Raw genomic sequence first — 20,559 nt, 5'->3', positions numbered from 1 at the left:
CATGCGCGAACACATTTTGATTGTCGACGGCTATAACGTCATTGGAAACTGGCCGGAGCTGGCCAAGTTGAAAGCGGAAGATCACTTCGATGTTGCCCGCGATCGGCTGCTGGACATCCTGGCAGAATACCGTAGCCACGAAAACGCCAAAATCATTGTTGTCTTCGATGCCATGTATGTACCTGGTATCGGCAAAAGCTATGCGAAGTGGGATCTGCAAGTGGTCTTCACCAAAGAAGACGAAACCGCGGATAGTTACATCGAACGGTTAGCCCAGGAAATGAACTCGCCCCTCGTGCAACTCGTGGTCGTCACCAGCGATCAGGCGGAACAGTGGACCGTGTTCTCCCGCGGCGCCCTCCGGATTAGTTCGCGCGATTTCCTCAAAGAGGTTCAGCGTTCCGATCGTGAATTCAACCACGATACTGCCAACTATGCTGCCCACCTCGCCCGCCGCAACAGCCCATGGAATAATGACCAGTTATTTCTGTTGGATAAAATGCGCCGGCATCTGGAGCGGCGGCCGAAGCCGAAGGAGTAGGATGTTTTTTCTATACCTGATAATGTACGCTAGTCTAAATCGAACAAATGCCATGTTATACTGACACTGATAGGTATTGTAGAAAGGGGAGCGACTCCATGCTCATGTACGTAGATACTAACTTATTTGAAAGCCCAGCCCAGGTCTTAGTCAATACGGTCAACACAGTCGGTGTCATGGGTAAGGGGATTGCTCTGCAATTTAAAAAACTTTATCCTGCAATGTTTAAGGAATATCAACACCTTTGCGAGACGGGAGAATTAACGGTTGGAAAGCTCTGGATCTATAAGACAAATAACAAGTGGATATTAAACTTCCCAACTAAAACCGATTGGCGCCAAAAATCAAAGCTCGAGTATATCGAACAGGGACTGCAAAAATTTGTGGAAACTTATAAGGAACGGGGCATTGAATCCATCGCTTTCCCGCAGCTTGGAGTCGGAAATGGTGGTCTTGATTGGGATCGTGAAGTAAAGCCGCTAATGGAGAAGTATTTGCGTAAGTTACCGATTGATGTATATATTCATATTTATCGTCAGGCTCGTAACTTGCCGGAGTTTTCAAATGTAGGAGAGATTCAATCTGCGCTTTTGTCGTAGATGATGTCTGCAATTTCAATATTCCCTTAAAGGAATGAAAGTTTGTGAATGAATTAAATTAAATTTTTGTCAAAAAGATTCCGCTGTTCTGGCTAATCGCTTTAATATAAGCGATTAGCCAGAACAGCGGTTTTTGCTTCAATGAGAATGAGACAATTATAAAATAAAAACTATACCATATCATAATATGGCCTTCAGACTGGACGAAATTTCGCGTATAAAAATAGGCCCATAGACAGGGCCACATAATAACTAATAAAACCCGAAGTACTCCTTTACAACCAATAACGATCATTCATGTATTCTTGCGTAACGCGATCTAATTCTTCATCGCTGATACGTTGTTTGTTCTTAACAGTGTATCGTTGTCGCATAGCGGCGTGAGCATCAAAGTGCAGCTCTGCATACTCATCTTCATCTAGGACAGCAATCGTAAATTTTCTACCGTTTTCGTCATATTCAAAAATATTGTTTCCTGTCCCAAAAGAAAGAATAATACCTGTCTGCAGTTTCGCTGAGAGGTTCAATTACCGCAACAAAAGCGCAAATGAAACATGAAGTACAATACTTTGCGCAATTTAAAACATTGGGCATTGGACCACGCCGGAACTTATAAACATAGCCGTCCATGATCGGCTCATAGCCATCTTCCGTCAAGCTAATCTCAAATGAACTTCTCGCTCGTAACCGGAAGACTGCTCCAAAGTTGTCACGCACCTCAACTCGGCCTGTACGCGTTTCAATTCGGTCGTTGTGGATTAACATTGTACCCGCTCGAAGAACTTTGCCGTTAATTGTTGGAGCTTCTTCCGTATCAGCATCATGACTGACAAAAGTGACCATAAATGTTCGAGGGTTTACTGAAGTTGCGCTACTTGGATCTTGCAGACGTTCAGGAGCCGTATTAAATAGCGAAGAAACATTTTCCATAACAATTACCCCCCCTAAAAAGAACGAAAAAGGACTAAAAATCATTAAGCAAAAATGAACTTTAGGCGAGGATATCATGATATAATCCAAAAGTAAAGAAGCTTCTTGCATAACATGAGATTTTACGAGGTTAGCTAAATGAAGACTAAATTTATTTCCTTTTTTCGCCTTTACGCTCAGAGCACTACCGAATTTTTTAAAGCTTCCCCTCTCTATGCTTCTATTCTTTTTTTGCTAATTCCACTGCAGTCAGTATTACCAGCCGCAATTATTGCTAGTTCACAAAGCTTACTCACAGACATTACAGGTAACAAAACATTTTCTGGAGCCTTAAGCGTGTGGGGGGTATCAGTCATGTTAGTTGGAATTTTTAATCCTATCGTCACACTAACGCAAGGACTGCTTACTGATCGATTAGTTGCACATATCAATTTATCTCTAATGCTGCACTCCAAAACTCTCAAAGGTATTTCCACCTTTGAGACATCACACTATTATGACGAGCTTGATTTCATAAGATCTGAGGCCTCGTGGCGTCCAGTTAATCTCATCGTTTTCAGTCTCTCACTTTTGCGTGACGTCATTACAACAATTTCTTACATTGTATTATTGTTGCAATTTCAATGGTGGATAATAGTTTTGGTTGTTATTCCGGCAATCCCTCAAGCCATCGTTTCTTATAAGATACAGCAAGATGCTTTTGAAACCATGGTGGATCGCAGTCCTAAGTCTCGAAAAATGCAATATTATGCCCAAACATTGCTTACTAATACGGATGCAAAAGAGGTCAGAATCTTCAATGCGTTTAATTTATTTATAAACAGGTATAGAACTACCTTTAGCCAAATTCATCAAGAACTACGGAAGGTAAGATTCAAACAAATGCGGGTGTCCGCTCTATTTTCCGTTACAAATGGTGCAGCACTAATCATCTCCTTGTATCTTGTTGTTCAAGGAATTTCAGCGGGAACTTACGAACCTGCTTCTCTCCTCACTTTCACAGCAGCAGTTGTCGCATTTGGTCAAAATCTAAGCGCGATTGTTGAAGGATCCAGTCTCTTATATGATTCACTTTTGTTTATGAAAAAATACTATGCTTTTTTAAGCAAGCCAGATACCTTGCGCCTTGCCCATCCTGGAAAATTCACGGCTGGGCCGTTCGAGATTAAATTCGAGAATGTCTCTTTTGCCTACCCCGAAACCAAGAAAACAGTAATCCGAAACGTCTCATTTAAAATACAGTCAGGAGAAAAGGTTGCAATTGTCGGAGAAAATGGCTCAGGTAAGTCTACTTTAATAAAGCTTATTCTTCGGTTGTATGACCCAAGTAACGGTACCATATTTATCAATGACATACACTTGCCATCATTGGACCTCGACAACTACAGAAATCACATTCGCGTCGTATTCCAAGATTACTCAAAGTTCAACTTGTCGTTGAGAGAAAGCGTAGGGATTGCAGATCAGCAAAACATTATGGACGCTGACGTCATACGTGCACTTAATAAAGCGAGCGCTTATAAAAACTTCGTGGCTCAGGACATCACGCTAAACACTCATTTAGGCAAACAATATGAAGACGGTATTGAAATATCAGGAGGGCAATGGCAGAAGATTGCAATAGCCCGTGCATTTTATAAAGATAGTGAAGCAAGTTTGGCAATTTTAGATGAGCCCACAGCGGCACTCGATCCTCGGAGCGAATTCGAAGTCTACAAAAGTTTTTATGAACTTAGTAAAAACAAAACCATTATCTTCGTTACGCATCGTCTATCATCTGTCACAATGGCAGATCGTGTTTTATTCCTTAAAAACGGCCAAATTGCTGGATTTGCTCCACATAAGGATCTGATGTCTACGAACAAAGAATATTCAGATATGTATCATATGCAAGCAGAAGGCTATGTTGCTGGATTAGCTAAAGATTAATGAACCTCAGCACCTGTGCAATCCACAATACATGGCAGTCTCTATTCTTACGAAGCACAAAGAGTCGCTAATCTATTCATTGGAGTAGGTCAGCGTTTAGAGCTTTTTGCAAATAAAGACAAATCACACCAAAGAAAAAGGCGGGAAATGAGATAGTTCCGGCATTTATTCTGACAAAGTCTCACTCACGCTTCAAATCAAGCGACACTGGATCAATGGGTAACGGTGTCCATCTGCTGATGGGCGTTACTGATTTCAATACTCAAGGCGCGCAGCCGGTTGTTGGTGTGATCAATCAGCTCAAAGAATTCTTGCGGCATGCTGTATGTCGGTTTCAAAATGGTCATAAGATTGGGCATCCGGATGTCCAATCTGTTATTTTCAAAATAAGCAACTGCTGTTTCATGCAGATTGCCGTGGACTTGGCGGATAGTTAAACCGCGCCGGAAAAGTCCGCCGGGATCATCATATGTATCATCAGTCATCATGGGCACTTCCTTCAAGTCGAGCATACGCTAGTCACGGTGGAATAGCTAAGCGTCTGAAGAATCCACTAAACTGATATTTTGGGTAAAAAAGCTTTTAACGCTATTCCACAAAGCTTCTGATTCACCATCTGTGCTTGCAATCGCAATAGCTAACTCGGCAAATTGTAGTTGGAATTCCTTACTGGAGGGCAACCGATAATTATTTCTTTCTAAAAACAGGAAAATGGCTGTATAAGCAGTGCGCTTGTTTGCATCATTAAACACATGTTTTTTGATTAGTTTCACAAAGTAGAAAGCGGCAAGCTTTTCTATGGTGTCATAAAGCAGATTTCCAAAAGCTTCTTGCCTTGCCGACTTTACGATATAGTCCAATGCTTCTGCATCTCTGATGCTAGGCTGTTGATGCTGGGCTGTTTGGGTAATCGCATTGATGGCGATGATTTCGTTCTGAGTTAAATATTCCATGCTACTTGTCCTTCAAGTAGTCCAGACCTATTCTGTACTGCTTTTGCAAGCGGTGAATCGTCTTGATCAACTTTTCTTCGTTATCCTCTTCCTTTGCATGAACGACATGCACAGTTAAATCGCCATCTGGCTGCATACTGAATTCTAGTTGGGTATTTTTCTTGATACCACTGCGCCGCCGTATCTCTGAAGGAATTGTGACCTGTCCCTTGCTAGACACGGTCGCGCGAACAGCATCGCTTTTTGAATCCTGCATATTCAGTATCCTCCTTACTTATTCCTTACATTTAACAGTTTATCACATTGTACTAAGAAACGGGGGACGTATGACATGGTACACACTAGTTTCTGTCAATTTTTCAAGAGAGTCTGACAAATAGCTGATTTTGCTGCCATCCCAGGTGAAGCAACGATCCATAGAACAATGATCAGCAAGATTCGGCGGTTAACACGGGATAGCGTCCGTTTTAATGCTCTTGGGGCGACTAAAGATGATCCAGCCAAAAAAATCGGGGAAAAAATAAACGTCGCAAAATCGGATTTTTTCGTTGAATTTTAATTTGTTTGGTTAAAACCACTGCGAAAAAGTTGAAAATACCGACGTTTAAAATTAATTGATCAGATGAACTCAAACCTATCGTATATTGTGTTTAGGGAAGCTAGCACCCTAAAAAGTTTAAATATATCGGCTGTGAATAAGTCGAAGAAATGGAGGAAACGCCATGCAACAATTCGTGACGTTGGATGATAGCCGCCTGGAACGGATCAGTGGAGGCAGCACTGATAATTTTTGGACTTACATTGGCATGGGACTCGGAGCGATTGCACGAAGCTGGGTTCAAGGTGGTTTTGTGGCACCCGCAATGAGCCTTAGCATCGATGTTCTAAACGAGCTCAAACGAAAAGAAAACTTGCCATAGGATGAGTCAAAAGAAAGGATGAGCGTCATGACCAACTTAAAAGATTCCGAACTTTGCCAGATTACAGGTGGCTTCTTACCGTTCGCAATTCCGGTAGCAACGATTCTAGGCATTCTGGCGACAGATGCATTTAACCATGCTGACCAGCTGATTGATGGCTTTAAGCAAGGCTGGGAAAGGCCGTAATAAACCTATGATGGCGTGCTATTCACAAGAGGCAGGGTTAAAGCTATCAAAGATGTTTAACAGCTTTAGCTATGAGGCCATGGTCTATCGGACTTCCGTGACTTTACTGCCATTATTCTTGTTGAAGGCTACTATCTCGATTTACAACGGTTCAGTCTAAACATAAAAGGAGAAAAATATGAGTCATATGGTTTTGCGTCATCGCAAAGCGGCGATTGTCTTGGCAGTGGCGGCGTTTGCTATCGTGCTTGTGGTTGCAGTTAGGTACAACGCAATTGTCGCTGATATTGCTGCAGCAGTTCCTTTGAGTCGAGAGACTAGGAAGACTATTGAAATGTTTTTGAATGCCGGTATGGGTGCAGCAGCGATTATTACGTTATTGGGTGGCGGTGGCCTAATCGCGTATATTGTGCGGCAAGCGTTTAAAAGTGGGGGCAAGAAGTTAATTCTTGCAGCTTAATTAGTTGTGAAAAAGTCCAAAGTGTTTCTGTTAAAGAAAACGGCAATTTTGTGTCCGCTTTCTTTATTTATATTCACCGCAATTACTATTTCAATCGCAATCAGCCTTTTTCTATCATCGTATCATTTTCCCCAAAACTTGCCTGTTGATTTGAAAAGTCAAGTTACTGAATTTTGCTTTTTTAGAATCCTAATGAAAAACATTTTCGTTTCACTCTTATTAATAAGTGGGTTCTTCTTGTATAAAGTATCAACAGTGATTGTATTGTTAGCAAACGCAGTGTCCATTTCCCTTGTGCTAACGCTGAATATCTATACAACTGGTGAAGTCTGGTACTTTCTTGGCCTGATAAGTATTCACGGATTAGTTGAACTTAGTGCGCTAATGATTGCGGCAAATATGGGATTTCAGCGAATTAATCTCAAGATTCGGACACAGAGGTTGGCATTTAGAAATACAATAGTGCTCATACTGATATTACTCATTATTTCAGCCAGCCTAGAAACGTTTGTAACGCCCTTGTTTTGGAGATGACGTAAAATGATTGAGGTATTGGCGGTTTCGTTAAAAAGAGGTCTTTCTGGCGTTCCTTTTGTTGATACATTATCCGCTAGAAAGACAGTTTGGTTTTGGGGAGTTATCAACTTATCCGGCTTGGCCGCTTCAATAATTACTCTTAGAGAAATCTTGATATCAGGAGTCCTTCTTGACGATATCAAGAAAATTATGATGGTGTGGTCTGGGTTCACTTTAAATGTTCCTGAAATACTTGGAATTCTTGTCGCGGTCAATGCCCTAATTTATTATCAGGATTTAAAGTCACTTTGTCTTATGTCCTTGAATCAACCAATAATAAGATTCGGAGTGCGTTCGGGCATTTCCTCAAGTTTGTTGAAGGCTGCATTTTGCATAAGAGCAATCATCTCCATGACGCGAATACCCTTTTTGCTCTTTCTTATAACGCTGACTATAGAAAATCTCCGCGGCGTTCGTTGGCTTTCTTGCAGTCTTTTTCTGGCGACATTGGGCATTGCACTCATTACTTTTATGCACTTTTCATTGGAGAAGTGGCTGAGGAACGAGCTTGTAAAGAATGTACTTGTACTTATTTTTGCATTTGTATTCACAGCAAGTGTGGGGAAAAGTTTATGCGTCGAGTTTATAAGAATTTTTTTAAACGAAAAAATTTTAACTGCTGCATCCTTTTTCAGCTTTGAACCGCAGTACGTGCTATTTTTAGTATTGATTTTGATAGTCTTCTTTGGACTTTACAAATATCGTAAGCCAATCAGTTTCAAGTGGTCTTACATGAAGGATCCAGTGAAAAATGCTATTTTCTTAGCGATCAAAGATACTGGACAGATTGGCACATGGTTTTATTTTATCAGCAGTAGTGGGCTTGCACTTCTAATGAGCAGCGTAGATGAAAGATACTCGTTGTTGGTCGTGTTTGTCACAATTTATTACAGCACCATGGTTCTGTATCAGACGATTATTAATAATCTTCCAGGTTATTTTGAAATAAATGTTCATAAACAAATATTTATCTGGAATAATCACTTAGACGTGCTTGTACGTCGGTGTCTATGTTCCTTTCTGGTGTACCTCACCGTTAAATTAATGCCCTTAGTCTTTTTGATCCTACTTTTCAGCTGGATTAAAAGACTTTCATTTTTGGAAGTGGGATTACAAATTCTGGCCACCCTTAGTATCTCTTACTTAATGGCAGTAGTTTATCAATTGACGGGTTTACTGGGATATACGAGAAATCATGATACCAATGCTTTTGAAATTAGAGAGCAGCTTCGTGTAAAATCTTTCAGAACGATTATTGAGGGTATCTCTTTGGCTTTTGTTGCGCCTTGTAGTGCTTTGCCGTTGACGCTACTTGTTGTCGACAGAATCAATATACAACTATTCATCATTTTGGAAACTGCAATGACGCTCACTGCAACGCTGAGTGTCTTAGTTCTGCTAACAGTGGTCTCATTATGTATAAAGAGGGGAAGATATGGGCAATCAGGTTCGGGTGAAGAACGTTAGCTTTTCTTACGATGATAATGTACTATTTCGAGACCTTTCTTTGCATTTTTCCTCGGGAAGCATCTATAGAATCATGGGGTCGAACGGGGTTGGAAAGACGACGCTCCTTAAGTTACTCGCGTTTGACCTATTACCAAACGAAGGGGTAATCGACACTGATTTAATGCGAGAGGAGATCATTTATCTTCATGACGGGAATATACTGGATCCCAACTTAAGCGCCAAAGAACATGTGGATTTTTTGATTTCCTTTGACAAAATCAATCGACAAAGGCTGGCAAAATTGCAGTATTTACTGGAAAAGATGAAACTTGAAGCATATTACAACGAACTAACGTCGGCGCTGTCGCTAGGCACAGTCATGAAATTAACATTTCTCTTGTTTTGGCTTCAAGAGCCCAAAATGTTGATGCTTGATGAGTTCTTTTCTGGAATTGATACGAGTGGCATGCGATGCATTGTGGACTTGATAAATGAAATGGCTACAGAAGGCTCAGTTATTCTTTTCGTTACTCATGTTAACCAGAATGCTGATTTATTAGATTATCATCCAGTGCAAATCTGCGAGTAAAGGTCGATTGGCAAGTTGGTTATGTTTCTCTTGGCTAGGCGCATTAGGGGTGGTAAGTATCACAAAAAAAGGTAAGGCTTTTCTATTTGGCGTCGCGGTTTGGGCACTCGTCATTCTTTTCAACATGCTCATGGATCGCGTTCTATACGGACATTTAATATGGGGCGAGTATTTAAAGATGACTGGATGGATCCTCATTGCTGTCATATTGGGAAGAATTTATTTTTCCAAAACCAATTAATCCACGCGGTGAGTTGCTTGGCTTGCACCAGGGACGCGTTTAAAACTACGAACTTGGCGGAGTTAATGCCGTGCTTCTTTGGTTTAGCAATGCGTTGCCAGCCCAATCGCTGCGCAGCTAAGTCGTATTAACAATCTTTCAATAATTTAAGGAGAAAAGACAGCGAAACCGCAATTTCGTCGTCTTTTCTGTTTGAAATGGGATGAAACTTAGCCTCAAATTGTAATATTTGGCGTGTCATCCGATGTGCTATATTTTGACTCTTCCAAAGTTGCTATTGGAGAACCTGATAAAATCTCTTGGTTGCTTTCTCGCGTAAAATATTCTATGATGTCGTTACTAGCTTACAAAAAGTAAGTAACACGCATGGGAGGCATTTTTGATGGTAGACATTGAGCATTTACAGTTTGGACTTGAAACTTTTGGTGACATTGTGGCAAATGAAGACGGAAGCTTACAGACCGCCGCTGCATCCATTCGTCAGATTGTGCGCGAAGGTGAGCTGGCCGATGACTTGGGCATTCAGGTCTTTGGGGTTGGCGAACATCATCGGCCGGACTATAGCGTTTCGAGTCCGGAAACGGTTTTGGCGGCGATTTCAGCAGTGACCAAGCAGATCAAGTTGGCAACGGCGGTCACCGTGCTCAGCTCCGATGATCCTGTGCGGGTTTATGAGCGGTTCGCGACTTTGGATGCGCTGTCCAATGGGCGAGCGCAGGTCATGCTGGGACGCGGCTCGTTCACCGAGTCTTTTCCTTTATTCGGCTATGACTTAACCGATTATGACGACCTATTCAATGAGAAATTGGGATTATACGACGTCTTGCGCAATGAAAAGGCAGTGACCTGGTCGGGCAAGTTCCGTGCCGCTTTGAAAAATCAGGAAGTTTATCCGAAGACCGAAAACGGTAAACTTGAGACTTACATTGGCATTGGCGGCTCGCCGGAATCCGTGATTCGCGCGGTTAAGTTCGGTTACAAAGTGATCATTGCGATCATTGGCGGGCAAGCCAGCCGGTTCAAGCCGTATATTGAGCTATATCACGCAGCTGCCAAAGAACTCGGCAAGCCGGAATTTCCAATTGCCGTGCACTCGCATGGGTTCATTGCTGATGACGAGAATGAAGCTGTCGAAGTTGCGTTTAAAAATATCAAAGCCAACTTTGATCGCATTGGGCTGACCCGTGGCTGGGCACCGATGAGTCGTGAACAGTTTGACGGTGAAACCAAGGTAGGTTCATTCTATGTCGGCAATCCCGAAACCGTTGCGCGGCGCATGGCCGAAACAATTGACCTGCTCGATCTCGGCCGCTTCGATCTCGTTTATGGTGCCGGCAACCAGACCGCAGCTCAGCGCGAGCGGATGATTGAGTTGTATGGTACGAAAGTCATTCCGCGGGTTAAAGAAATTTTGGCAGAAAAGGCGGCGGTGAAATAATGGTCATTCAACGCGTAGGTATTCTTGGCGCAGGAAAAGTCGGCATCGTGCTGGCTGGTTTGGCGCTGGATGCCGGCTACACAGTGCGAATTTCCGGTTCGGGATCCGTCAAGAAAATCGCCTTAACCATTAAAACCTTAGTTCCCGGCGCCATTGCGTCAGAGAATGCGGATGTCGTTGCCAACAGTGACATCATCCTGCTGGCGATTCCACTTAGTCGCTACAAGAACATCGATGCTGACTTGCTGAAAGGTAAACTGGTCATCGATGCCATGAATTACTGGTGGGAAACGGACGGCATTCGCGAAGAAGTCTTAGATCCGGACACGACTTCCAGCGAACAGGTTCAGGCTTATTTCAAAGATGCCAAAATTGTCAAAACGTTCAATCACATGGGTTACCACAATCTGCAAGAAGAGGCGCGGCCAAAAGGCGACTCGAGACGGAAGGCACTTTTCGTCACCGGCAACGATCCTGACGCTGTCGCTACAGTGGCCGCTTTTGTCGATACAATGGGCTTCGACACGGTTGTCCACAACAATCTGGCAGATGGCATCATGACCGAACCAGGCAGTCCGCTATTCGGCGCCAGCCTGCGCTACGCTGAGGTTAAGAACATCATCGATCACTTTGATCAGACCGAGTTCGGTAAGCGGATAGCGGCGAAAGTTCATAGTCATTAATAGGTGACGGGAGTTTGGCATAAAAGCAAGGCATGCAGCTTCTTGAAGGCTGAGATGCCTTGTTTTTGCTTCTATAATTGATTGTTTAAATGAAATGCAATTGTTAGACTGACAATAACAAGCAAGATCTTTGGATGTCTGGGGTGTCTACTGTGTTGGAGGAGAAAGAATGAAGAACAAGAGATCAACCAATAAGACGGCTGTTTATATTTCGCTTTTCCTAGGTGGTATTGTTGTTGGCTTGATAACTTCACCAATTATCCAAGATTTGTTACGGGTAATTTTTAAGTAAACGATTTTATATTTATAAGAAGTACACAGTCTTATCCCTATATCGCAGTAATTCAGTATAGGTATAAGCCTGTGCGCTTTTTTGATCTGCGATTGCTGGTATAAAGAACATTAAATGTACTGAGTAGAATAACAAGCGTTTTATAGCACATAAGCAACGTTAATTTTTAACTTGGCTATTCTTGCAGTTCATGTAGTAGCCTACTTGTAGAGACGTTAAGCCCTGCATGGAGGAAGAAACTAATGAACAACTTACCCTTGCCCGTCAGAATTGTCCTTTTCACCTTAATTATGGTGATTGTGTTTACCATTCTCGGGGTTATTGACGCAGCTTGGTTAAAGTATCGGAGACGCCCGGAGATGATCAAACAACGGAGGCTTGGTCTTATTAGTCTAGGAATTGTTTGTATCATAAGCGGCATCGGTCAAATCTTGGGTCTGTGGCCTTAAATGTTCCCATGGAGAAAGCTGTTAGTCTCTTAAGCTTTGCTAGCTAAACGAAATTCTACCTGATAGCCCACCTCTGCGTTACCAATTGCCTAACGTTCTAACCGATTACAATCTTACTAGTAGATTGATCGAAGCTTCGAACAAAAACCCACAACGTTTCCTCATCCGCCAATTGGCATGGTGAGAAAGCACTGTGGGTTTTCTTTTTTGCGTTCAATTAAACATGTCTAAGCTTTCCGGTTCAGCAAACTTCCCGTCAAGCGGATCAGATCATCCTGCGCCGACCCGGCCGGCAACTTCTTTAAACCGGCGATGGCTTGATCGGTATGTTGTCGGGCCATGGCGTAGGCTTGCTTGACGCCTTCATATTGGATGACCAAATCACGGAGCGTATCCATTTCCGCATCGGCGATTTGATCCTTTTTGGCCAGCAACGGCAAAAAGGCTTGGCGATCGCGCTGCATGGCTAGAATCAACGGGGCGGAATAGACCCCGCTGCGGACGTCTTCGCAAACCGGCTTGCCGAGGGTGTCGCCGTTGCTTGTATAGTCGAGGATGTCATCGAGCAACTGGAAGGCAATGCCGATGTCCATGCCGATTTTTTCGGCAGCTTTGGCGAAGTTGTTGCTACCGCCGCTTTCGTAGGCACCGACAAAGCAGCTTAAGGCAAAAAGTTGACCGGTTTTGCCGGAAACCTGTTTGAGGTAGTCATCAATGGTGATGTCGGTTTGGTAGCGGGTGGCCATTTGATCCAGTTCGCCTTTGAGGATCTTCTCCATGCTGCCGCTGTCTTGTTGAATGCTGCGGAGGCTGGAGGCGTAATGGGCCAGGAGCTTGAAGCACACCACGAAAAGATAGTCGCCGGCATAAACCGCGGTTTCCGGGCCAAATTGTTTTTGAATCGTGATCTGGTTGCGGCGGGTTGGCGATTTGTCGATGATGTCATCGTGAATGAGCGTTGCCGTGTGCAAGGTCTCGATCGCTGCTGCCAAGGCGATCATTTTCTCCCGATCCGTATCCTGAAAACGCGAAAAGAGCAGACAATAGGCCGGACGCAACAGCTTGCCGCCGCCGTTGATCATCTCCAGGATAGCTTCAGCCACTGGCGTATTGTTGGTGGTAATCTGTTTTTCAATTAACGTTAGTGCTGAGGATAATTCAGGCGCCAACGTCGGGTATTCATGCCACATGGGATGAATTTTCATGGTGTCGCTGCTATATAAAACGTGGAAGAATGTCTCTTTGACACCAATAAAGGTTTTATATATTTCCTTTCTTGATTGACAATCCTACATTTCATTTAGTCCCGTCAACAACGGTATTCCCACTCTGAAATAAATCATCATGACAGTGACCGTCTCCTGAACTTTAAGGGTATAGCCTACCCCGTAACCTTTGATTTTGCATAAGCAATTAGATTCTCAACCGCATTTTCGTCTCGCCGCAGCTTCACCCCGCATTGATAACAATGATAGTCATCATGACCAGTTCGATGTTTTAAGTTGCCGCGTAGCGTGACCCGTTCATCAGCGGTTTTCACATAACCACAGCGTGAACAACGCTGGGTGCTGGGGTAATACTGATCCGCCAGCACCAACGTATTGCCATACCAGTCAGCCTTGTACTGCATGATCACTTTGAACTTACCAAACAATGATCGATGCAAGTTCTTCGCGAGACGTTTATTCATGCGCATATGGCGATTATCCAGATCCTCAATCCCAATGAGGTCATAATCAGTGACGAGCATAGTCGTAAACTTTTGCAGCAAATCCGTTTGAATCCGCTCAACTCGTTGGTATTGACGCTTCAACTTGGTTCTCGTTGTGCGATAAGCCTTGGAGTTAAAATGCTTGGGACTTACTTTCCGCTTGCGGGCCAATTGGCGCTGATAATGAGCAATGCGGGCGTAAAGCACTGGCAGGCGGTCAGGTAAGGTGGGTTGGGTGGCATAGCCAGTTGACGTTTGATAGTCAAACTTGCCGATGTTGGCATCAACGCCAGTGACCGTTAGAACCGGCCGCTTTTCAACAGAAGTCTGAACCTCGATTGAAAAGGAAGCATAGTAACCGTCAGCGTCTTGAACGACACATACCTGTTTAAGCTGACCTTGCCAACGAGGTTGCTCGGCTAGTTTGATGTCGTACCACGTTCCAGCACCATGAGGTTTATCTAAACGTAACTTGCCATTCACAAGTTGCGCCCGATCCGTTTTGAACGTTTTGCGGGATCGTTTCTTAGATTTCCAGTTGGGCTTATCGTGATCTGGCATCTTTGGATTGAAGTAGTTCTTCCATGCCTTACCTAGATCCTTTACAGCAAGCTGCAAAACTCGGGCTGACTGTTCGTACTGCCAATCGGCTTTGTTCCAGACCAGTTCGTCCCGCACTTTGCGTTCATTAGGACGCAAAGTTTTATCGGCCATCACTAGGGACGCATCGTACATGGCATTCCGCGTTTCGAGGGCTTGATTCCAGCAAAACCGGCGATAGTTAAACAACCGCTCCAGTTCACGCCGCATGGTTGCATTGGGATAGAGTTTAATCTTATGCATTTTAATCAAAAGTTGTCACCTCCTCTCAATTAGCTGGTTAAACGCCACTTGAGGGGAAGCTCAGAGTAAGCCGTTCAACCCAAGGCTAGCTAACGGAACTTTGGTAAGAACCATCATACAGTACCGATTCAGGCTCTTGTCAATACATTTCGCTAGTTAACTTGGTTTGAACACACGGACAGCTTCCACTTAATTATTCTGTCCATGTTGTACCGCCTAATTCCATATGGTTCGTCATATTTGAGTGCTGTTAACATCCTCCTTTTTTACGTTGCTTGCTTCGGTCGTAGCGCAGGCGACGTAAGATATCAATGTGTTCAAAAAGGAAATTAGCCGCAATGCCGACTGCGATGCCAGCGAGAATGCCCATAAATGCCAGGATCGGCAGGTAGAGCATCACCGTCCAGCTTTGGGCGATCAACGATGCCACCAGCAGCTGGCCGACATTGTGCAAAATGCCACCCGCGGCCGAGATGCCGATCATGCTGACGCGTTTTTCACCCAGTTGTTTGATGAGCAGCATCCCCAGCCAAGACAGGAGTGCCCCGGCCCCGCTGTACAAGAACGTTGACAGGGTGCCGCCTAGCAAAGTGGTGAGTAAAAGGCGCAGCCACAGCAAGACGAAGCTATCCGAAATGGACATCGTGAACAGCGAGATGATGGTGATGAGGTTGGCTAAGCCTAGTTTGGCACCGGGCGCAAACGCAAACGGGAAAGGAATCATGCGCTCCAGTAAGCCGATAATGACGCCTTGGGCACAGAGCAAGGCAATATAAATATATTGCCGGGTGCGGTCGGCTTTATAAATGCTCATTCGGTCACCATACCTCCCGTGTTGTTACTGCCGCCTTTGTTGGATTTGATTTCAATCAACAACTTGTGCGGCAGGCAGACAATGGTTTGTCCGGGTTTGGTAATTCGGCCGCGGCGGACGCAAACCTGATCCTGACAGTTGGCTTCGGTAATCGCAACTCCGGCACCTTGAACTTCGATCTTATTCCAGTCGCCGTCTTTGGCGCGATAAGTGAATTGGGTCGTGCCGGTGTGGCCGGTTAACCTTTTCCGATAGACTTCGTGGCCATCATGGGTCACCACGGCTGTTAAAACGCGCTGCGAGGCTTCTTGTTGCTGCTGATTTTCCTGAATGCCGAAGATGAGGTAGGGGATGAAGGCCGCAAGAAACAGGCCGCCGACAATGATCCAGTCAAAAGGACGAATCATTTTAAGATAGCGTTTGAACGTATTCGGCCGTTTCATAGTCAAGCTCCAATCTAACAAAAATCAGTTGTTCGCATCGGTCAATGAAAAGATGGACGTGAACGTCAAGGACGGGGAGCGCTGCACACCACAGAACATGGCCGCAGCAGCTTCCCGCTCTTGAAAAAAGACTCTAGGCAAAATCCACCCAGAGTCTTCTGCGCCGGTAAACGCGTTATCGTGACAATTATTTGAGTGCATCGGTACCGTAAAGTGATTGCGGTGTTCCATAGCGCCATTTGCCAAAGACTTTCTGGAGATAAGGGACAACCCATTTATCAAGGCCGAACGCGCGGCCGGAGCCGTTCATGCAGGCAAAGGCCATCGGAATCATCCAAATGTTGACCCAGTAGAACATGCCACTCAGGCAGAACACGCCGACAAAAGCAATGGTGGCTGCCGAGGTTAACCAAGTGAACAGGCCGGCGATCAAGGCGAGGCCGATCAGAATTTCCATGATCGTCATCGCTTTTTGCATGAAGAACGCCACTTGCTGGTTAGGAATCAAGGTCTTGGTAATGCTGTAATACCAGTTCGGCATCTTATCAAAGACCATCATCGGATCATTCCCGTACTGATAGGAAAGTGAAAAGACAGTCTTGGTGGCCTTGGCCGCGCCGGCTGCAGCTCCGGATGCGGCGCTGGTAGCATCGGCACCGGCGGCAGAAGCACCGCTGGTCGCAGCTGGCTGCAGCCAACTAAATGGCAGGCGCAGCTTATCAATAAACCATGACTCCTTGCCTTGAATCTTCGGCCAGCAATCAATCAGCCACATCGCGCCTAACGTGAGCCGGGCAGGTACCGTCCATAGTACGTTGCCTTGACGGGAAAGATGGCCGCGGAACATATTACGTTCGTTGCGGGTCCGGAAGAATTCGTGCATGAAGTATTGGAATAAATAATAACCGGAATAAATTTGGATGAAGTAGAGCATGTTGACTAAGTGCTTCATCAACATCGCAAAGAAACCGGAGAGATGCAGCCAGCCCATGATGTTGGCAACACCATATTTGGAACCCAAGCTGACCATGAAGCCAGAATAGTTGGCTTTATATTCAATCTGTTCCTTGTTTTCCAGCTTGGCTTCAATGTTCGTCAAGGCAGTATGCGCGGTTGCTTCGGCCCCTTGAACGATTTGCGGTTGGCCGCGGCCAGTGCCGTCTTGATCAACCAGTGAGACATCACCAACAACGTAAATATTTGGATCGTCTTGCGATTCCATGTTGTTCTTAACCAGGATTCGGCCAGCACGACCTTGTTTCAAGCCGAAATCTTTGGCTTGATCCGTTGCCTTGACCCCTGCTGTCCAAACCAGCGTGCATGTTGGAAAAGTGGAACCGTCTTTCAGATCGACATGGTCTTCATGAACGCCGACAACGCCGGTATTCTTCATGACTTTGATGCCGCGTTTTTCCATGTAACGTTCGGCTTTGTTCGCGTCTGAACGATCCAGCATATTCATGATCGTCGGCGCCATTTCCATCAGGCTAAACTGGATTTCGTTCGGATCTAGCTTGTACTGTTTGGCGAGGGTATCGCGCCAGTCACGCAGCTCGCCAATAGTTTCGGTACCGGTAAAGCCGGAACCGACAATGACAATTGACAAAAGAGCTTTGCGCTTAGCCGGATCGTGTTCTTCGGAACCGCGCCGCACGACATCTTCAATGTGGCGTTTCAACCGAATCGCGTCTTCCCACTTACCCAAAGTGAAACCGTGTTCGGCAACGCCTGGTGTTCCGAAATCATTTGGCTGTGATCCGATCCCCAAGATCACATAGTCGTAAGGGAAGCGGCCGTTTTCCGTGACCACTTCCTTCTTATCGCGGTCAATACCTGTCACGTTATCGGTGACAATCTTGACGTTCTTACGTCGATTGAATAGCCGCTGCAAATCGTATTGAATCGCATCTTCCGGAACACGATCCGCTGCGATTTCGTGCAGTTCGGTGACATAAGTGAAGTACGAGTGGCGATCGATCAGCGTGATCGTCACGTCTTTGTTGCGTTTGTAGTGCTTGGCCAGGTGCTTTGTCGCATAAACCCCGGCAAACCCCGCGCCAACCACGACGATATTGGTTTTCGCCATGCATAACACTCCTTACCATTTGCAATATCCATACTTTTGTGAAGTATGTATCCAAGTCATTATAGCCTTTAATTTCGCTTAATGTCTAACGTTCTAGCTCTCTTTTTCCAAATCCGGACATTTTTGTGTAAAAAGACACAAAAATACGCTTTCGAAACAAATCTAAGAAAATGAGAAAGCGCTTATAATACCTGAGTTTAGTTGATTTTTTTGACTTGACTGGCTAAACTAAATATGTGATTGAGAACACAATATCGCAGTAATGAACTGCAAAAGGGGTAAATGTCATGAAGTTAAGTAAAGTTGTGACGGGGACAGCCGTTGTTGCACTGTCCACTTTGGTTTTAAGTGCATGCAGCAGTAGTTCAAGCAGCAAAAATTCGTCCAGCAGTAAGGCTTCCAGCAGCAAAGTGGTGAAGAAGTCATCAACCCAAAAGCAAGTTGCCGGCGGTCCGCTGAAGGATGGTACTTACAAGCTGAATGAAACCGGCTATGACCATGGCTATAAAGTCGAAATGGCCATGACAGTCAAAGACGGGAAGATTACTTCTACTAAGTATGACTACGTTGACAAGAATGGTAAATCCAAGACCAAGGACGCTGCTTATGAAAAGTCAATGAAGTCCAAAGTCAAGGTTGGTCCAAAAGAATATATTCCTGAGTTGAACAAGTCGTTCCAGAAGAACGGGACAAATGTTGGGGCAATTGATGTGATCTCAGGTGCGACTGACTCCAGCCTGACCTTCAAGAACTATGCACAACAATTGATTCAGGCTGCCCAAGCCGGTGACACCAAGCCGATTGAAGTGAACAATACCGGCAAGATGAAAGACGGCACCTATACACTTGAAGAAAAGAACTACTTCAATGGGTATCGGGTTACCTTCTCCATCACCGTCAAGGACGGCAAGATTACGCAAAGTAACTATGACAACGTCAATAAAGATGGCAAGTCCAAGACACTTGACACCAAGTACGAAGCTAATATGAAGAAAGTCAATAAAGTCGGCCCGAAGGAATACATTCCGGAACTGAATAAGTCGTTGGTTGCTAAGCAGTCACCAGCCAAGGTTGATGTGGTTTCCGGTGCGACCCACAGTTCCGATACCTTCATCTTATATGCTGATCAACTGGTCAATGCTGCACAAAATGGCAACACGAACAAGATCGAAGTTGACAACATTGTTTACAACAACTAATTTGTTGGTTTCACGATCGATGCGGTTGGACTGATTGTTAGTCTAGTAGCTTAAGTAGGGACTTGTTCGGAATACTTCTTCTGAGCAGGTTCTTTTCTTATGCCTACAAAACCCCGTATAATGGCTCTGCGACTAATTGGAGGACTATATATATGAAGAAAAGAGTTGTCGTCGTTTTACTGATGCTGCTGGCATTGGTAGCGACTGCCTGTTCCAGTAAGCCTGCAGCGAAACGCACGTTGGTCGAAGGCGACCCTTATTCGGATACCCAGTTTTTGATGGGCACGGTTGTCACGGTTAAAATTTATGACAAGGGCAAGCAAGGGGCGTTAGATGCCGCTTTTTCCCGGGTTCAACAGTTGGCCGATCAGCTGACGGTCAATCAAAAGGGGTCGGAAGTTGATAAGATTAACCAAAACGCCGGGATCAAGCCGGTTCACGTGACGCCGAGTGTTTATCGCGTGATCGCGGCGGCCAAGCATTACAGCGAGAATTCCAATGGCTCGTTTGATTTGGCGATCGGGCCGATCACCAGTCTGTGGCACATTGGCTTTGCCGATGCCCGCAAACCGGCCCAAAGCGAAATTGATGCCAAGTTGCCGTTGGTGCATTACCAAGATGTCATTCTTAATAAGAAGCAACAGACCGTTTACCTGAAGAAAAAAGGCATGGCCATTGATCTTGGCGGCATCGCGAAGGGGTTCATCACCGATGAAGTCGTTAAGACACTCAAGAAACAACATGTCACCACGGCTATTATTGACTTAGGCGGTAATATTTTCGTCATGGGTAAGAGCCCCAAGGATGCGAAGAAAGATTGGAATGTCGGCATTCAGGATCCGAAAAAGCCACGCGGGACGGCGATCGGTACCTTGCCTGCCAGTAACAAAACGGTTGTAACCTCCGGAATCTACGAGCGCTATCTCAAAGTTAATGGTAAAGTTTATATGCACCTTATGAATCCCAAAACCGGCTACCCATTTGACAATGAGTTGATGGGCGTGTCGATCGTCACTAACAAAAGTGTCGATGGCGATGCTCTGTCAACCGCGACGTTTGATAAGGGGCTAGTCGATGGGATGGCATATATCGAAAAGCTGAAATATGCCGATGCCATTTTTGTCACCAAAGACAAAAAAGTTTATGTCAGCTCGGGATTGAAAGACAGTTTCAAACTGTTCAAAAATTCCGGATACACGCTGGCGAGTTTAAAGAAGTAGAGCGTGAA

General features: G+C 44.8%; 22 protein-coding genes. 13 read left to right on the top strand and 9 right to left on the bottom strand.

Annotated features, from left to right (window positions below):
• Position 1 precedes the first annotated feature (1 nt).
• Both LACSTY_RS11210 and LACSTY_RS11205 read left to right on the top strand, forming a co-directional pair.
• Positions 2 to 541 (top strand): NYN domain-containing protein, encoded by a 540-nt coding sequence (locus LACSTY_RS11210; RefSeq protein WP_010492225.1) that lies wholly within the window; start codon positions 2 to 4, stop codon positions 539 to 541.
• A gap of 104 nt (positions 542 to 645) precedes the next feature.
• A complete protein-coding gene (locus tag LACSTY_RS11205) occupies positions 646 to 1,140 on the top strand; it encodes a macro domain-containing protein (RefSeq protein ID WP_225425935.1) in 495 nt (164 codons plus the stop codon).
• Positions 1,141 to 1,599: 459 nt separating this feature from the next.
• On the opposite strand, the gene LACSTY_RS11200 is transcribed toward LACSTY_RS11205, so the two are convergent.
• Positions 1,600 to 2,070, bottom strand: coding sequence for a hypothetical protein (locus LACSTY_RS11200; protein ID WP_087912702.1), 471 nt, complete (start codon positions 2,068 to 2,070; stop codon positions 1,600 to 1,602).
• A gap of 138 nt (positions 2,071 to 2,208) precedes the next feature.
• Here LACSTY_RS11200 and LACSTY_RS11195 point away from each other — a divergent pair, with 138 nt between their 5' ends.
• Positions 2,209 to 3,999, top strand: coding sequence for an ABC transporter ATP-binding protein (locus LACSTY_RS11195; protein ID WP_087912701.1), 1,791 nt, complete (start codon positions 2,209 to 2,211; stop codon positions 3,997 to 3,999).
• Positions 4,000 to 4,211: 212 nt separating this feature from the next.
• On the opposite strand, the gene LACSTY_RS11190 is transcribed toward LACSTY_RS11195, so the two are convergent.
• Genes LACSTY_RS11190 through LACSTY_RS11180 form a run of 3 tightly spaced genes read right to left on the bottom strand, consistent with a single transcriptional unit; the run spans position 4,212 to position 5,208 of the window.
• A complete protein-coding gene (locus LACSTY_RS11190; protein ID WP_191981857.1) occupies positions 4,212 to 4,487 on the bottom strand; it encodes a hypothetical protein in 276 nt (91 codons plus the stop codon).
• 45 nt (positions 4,488 to 4,532) lie between these two features.
• Complete coding sequence (locus LACSTY_RS11185; RefSeq protein WP_087912700.1) at positions 4,533 to 4,952, bottom strand: type II toxin-antitoxin system death-on-curing family toxin; 420 nt, start codon at positions 4,950 to 4,952, stop codon at positions 4,533 to 4,535.
• A 1-nt stretch (position 4,953) separates the two neighbouring features.
• Positions 4,954 to 5,208, bottom strand: coding sequence for an AbrB/MazE/SpoVT family DNA-binding domain-containing protein (locus tag LACSTY_RS11180; protein ID WP_087912699.1), 255 nt, complete (start codon positions 5,206 to 5,208; stop codon positions 4,954 to 4,956).
• A 466-nt stretch (positions 5,209 to 5,674) separates the two neighbouring features.
• Here LACSTY_RS11180 and LACSTY_RS11175 point away from each other — a divergent pair, with 466 nt between their 5' ends.
• The 8 genes from LACSTY_RS11175 (at position 5,675) to LACSTY_RS11140 (ending at position 11,494) form a co-directional block, all read left to right on the top strand.
• Positions 5,675 to 5,872: a ComC/BlpC family leader-containing pheromone/bacteriocin gene (locus LACSTY_RS11175; RefSeq protein WP_087912698.1), complete on the top strand. Its 198-nt coding sequence runs from the start codon at positions 5,675 to 5,677 to the stop codon at positions 5,870 to 5,872.
• Between the two features lie 27 nt (positions 5,873 to 5,899).
• The gene (locus LACSTY_RS11170; RefSeq protein WP_047105543.1) at positions 5,900 to 6,058 is read left to right on the top strand and encodes a hypothetical protein; all 159 of its coding nucleotides are present in this window, start codon (positions 5,900 to 5,902) and stop codon (positions 6,056 to 6,058) included.
• Between the two features lie 178 nt (positions 6,059 to 6,236).
• Complete coding sequence (locus LACSTY_RS11165; RefSeq protein WP_087912697.1) at positions 6,237 to 6,518, top strand: hypothetical protein; 282 nt, start codon at positions 6,237 to 6,239, stop codon at positions 6,516 to 6,518.
• Between the two features lie 6 nt (positions 6,519 to 6,524).
• Entirely contained in the window at positions 6,525 to 7,052 is a 528-nt protein-coding gene (locus LACSTY_RS11160) for a stage II sporulation protein M (protein ID WP_087912696.1), read from the top strand.
• 6 nt (positions 7,053 to 7,058) lie between these two features.
• Complete coding sequence (locus LACSTY_RS11155) at positions 7,059 to 8,561, top strand: hypothetical protein (protein ID WP_087912695.1); 1,503 nt, start codon at positions 7,059 to 7,061, stop codon at positions 8,559 to 8,561.
• Positions 8,530 to 9,132 carry an ATP-binding cassette domain-containing protein gene (locus tag LACSTY_RS11150; protein ID WP_087912694.1) on the top strand — a complete coding sequence of 201 codons (603 nt, stop codon included), beginning with the start codon at positions 8,530 to 8,532 and terminating at the stop codon, positions 9,130 to 9,132. Before LACSTY_RS11155 ends, LACSTY_RS11150 begins: the two co-directional genes overlap by 32 nt.
• A 623-nt stretch (positions 9,133 to 9,755) precedes the next feature.
• Positions 9,756 to 10,811 carry an LLM class flavin-dependent oxidoreductase gene (locus tag LACSTY_RS11145; RefSeq protein WP_087912693.1) on the top strand — a complete coding sequence of 352 codons (1,056 nt, stop codon included), beginning with the start codon at positions 9,756 to 9,758 and terminating at the stop codon, positions 10,809 to 10,811.
• On the top strand, positions 10,808 to 11,494 hold the full coding sequence (locus LACSTY_RS11140; RefSeq protein ID WP_087912692.1) for an NADPH-dependent F420 reductase: 687 nt from the start codon (positions 10,808 to 10,810) through the stop codon (positions 11,492 to 11,494). Before LACSTY_RS11145 ends, LACSTY_RS11140 begins: the two co-directional genes overlap by 4 nt.
• Positions 11,495 to 12,462: 968 nt before the next feature.
• Here LACSTY_RS11140 and LACSTY_RS11135 read toward each other — a convergent pair.
• The 5 genes from LACSTY_RS11135 to LACSTY_RS11115 form a co-directional block, all read right to left on the bottom strand.
• Positions 12,463 to 13,440 carry a polyprenyl synthetase family protein gene (locus LACSTY_RS11135; RefSeq protein ID WP_162494869.1) on the bottom strand — a complete coding sequence of 326 codons (978 nt, stop codon included), beginning with the start codon at positions 13,438 to 13,440 and terminating at the stop codon, positions 12,463 to 12,465.
• Positions 13,441 to 13,616: 176 nt separating this feature from the next.
• Positions 13,617 to 14,798, bottom strand: coding sequence for an RNA-guided endonuclease InsQ/TnpB family protein (locus tag LACSTY_RS11130; protein ID WP_087912690.1), 1,182 nt, complete (start codon positions 14,796 to 14,798; stop codon positions 13,617 to 13,619).
• 241 nt (positions 14,799 to 15,039) lie between these two features.
• On the bottom strand, positions 15,040 to 15,603 hold the full coding sequence (locus tag LACSTY_RS11125; RefSeq protein ID WP_087912689.1) for a Gx transporter family protein: 564 nt from the start codon (positions 15,601 to 15,603) through the stop codon (positions 15,040 to 15,042).
• Positions 15,600 to 16,046: a NusG domain II-containing protein gene (locus LACSTY_RS11120; RefSeq protein ID WP_049171238.1), complete on the bottom strand. Its 447-nt coding sequence runs from the start codon at positions 16,044 to 16,046 to the stop codon at positions 15,600 to 15,602. Before LACSTY_RS11120 ends, LACSTY_RS11125 begins: the two co-directional genes overlap by 4 nt.
• Positions 16,047 to 16,233: 187 nt before the next feature.
• A complete protein-coding gene (locus LACSTY_RS11115) occupies positions 16,234 to 18,132 on the bottom strand; it encodes an NAD(P)/FAD-dependent oxidoreductase (RefSeq protein WP_306390919.1) in 1,899 nt (632 codons plus the stop codon).
• A gap of 287 nt (positions 18,133 to 18,419) precedes the next feature.
• On the opposite strand from LACSTY_RS11115, the gene pplA reads away from it, so the two are divergent.
• Positions 18,420 to 19,331 carry an extracellular electron transfer flavoprotein PplA gene (gene pplA, locus LACSTY_RS11110; protein ID WP_049171243.1) on the top strand — a complete coding sequence of 304 codons (912 nt, stop codon included), beginning with the start codon at positions 18,420 to 18,422 and terminating at the stop codon, positions 19,329 to 19,331.
• Positions 19,332 to 19,483: 152 nt separating this feature from the next.
• The gene (locus LACSTY_RS11105; protein WP_087912688.1) at positions 19,484 to 20,551 is read left to right on the top strand and encodes an FAD:protein FMN transferase; all 1,068 of its coding nucleotides are present in this window, start codon (positions 19,484 to 19,486) and stop codon (positions 20,549 to 20,551) included.
• Positions 20,552 to 20,559 lie beyond the last annotated feature (8 nt).

It is taken from the genome of Lacticaseibacillus styriensis, assembly GCF_030770295.1.
In the GTDB taxonomy this organism is placed as follows: Bacteria; Bacillota; Bacilli; order Lactobacillales; family Lactobacillaceae; genus Lacticaseibacillus; species Lacticaseibacillus casei.
Note: the sequence above shows the minus strand (reverse complement) of the source record. Positions and strands in the feature narration are given on the sequence as shown.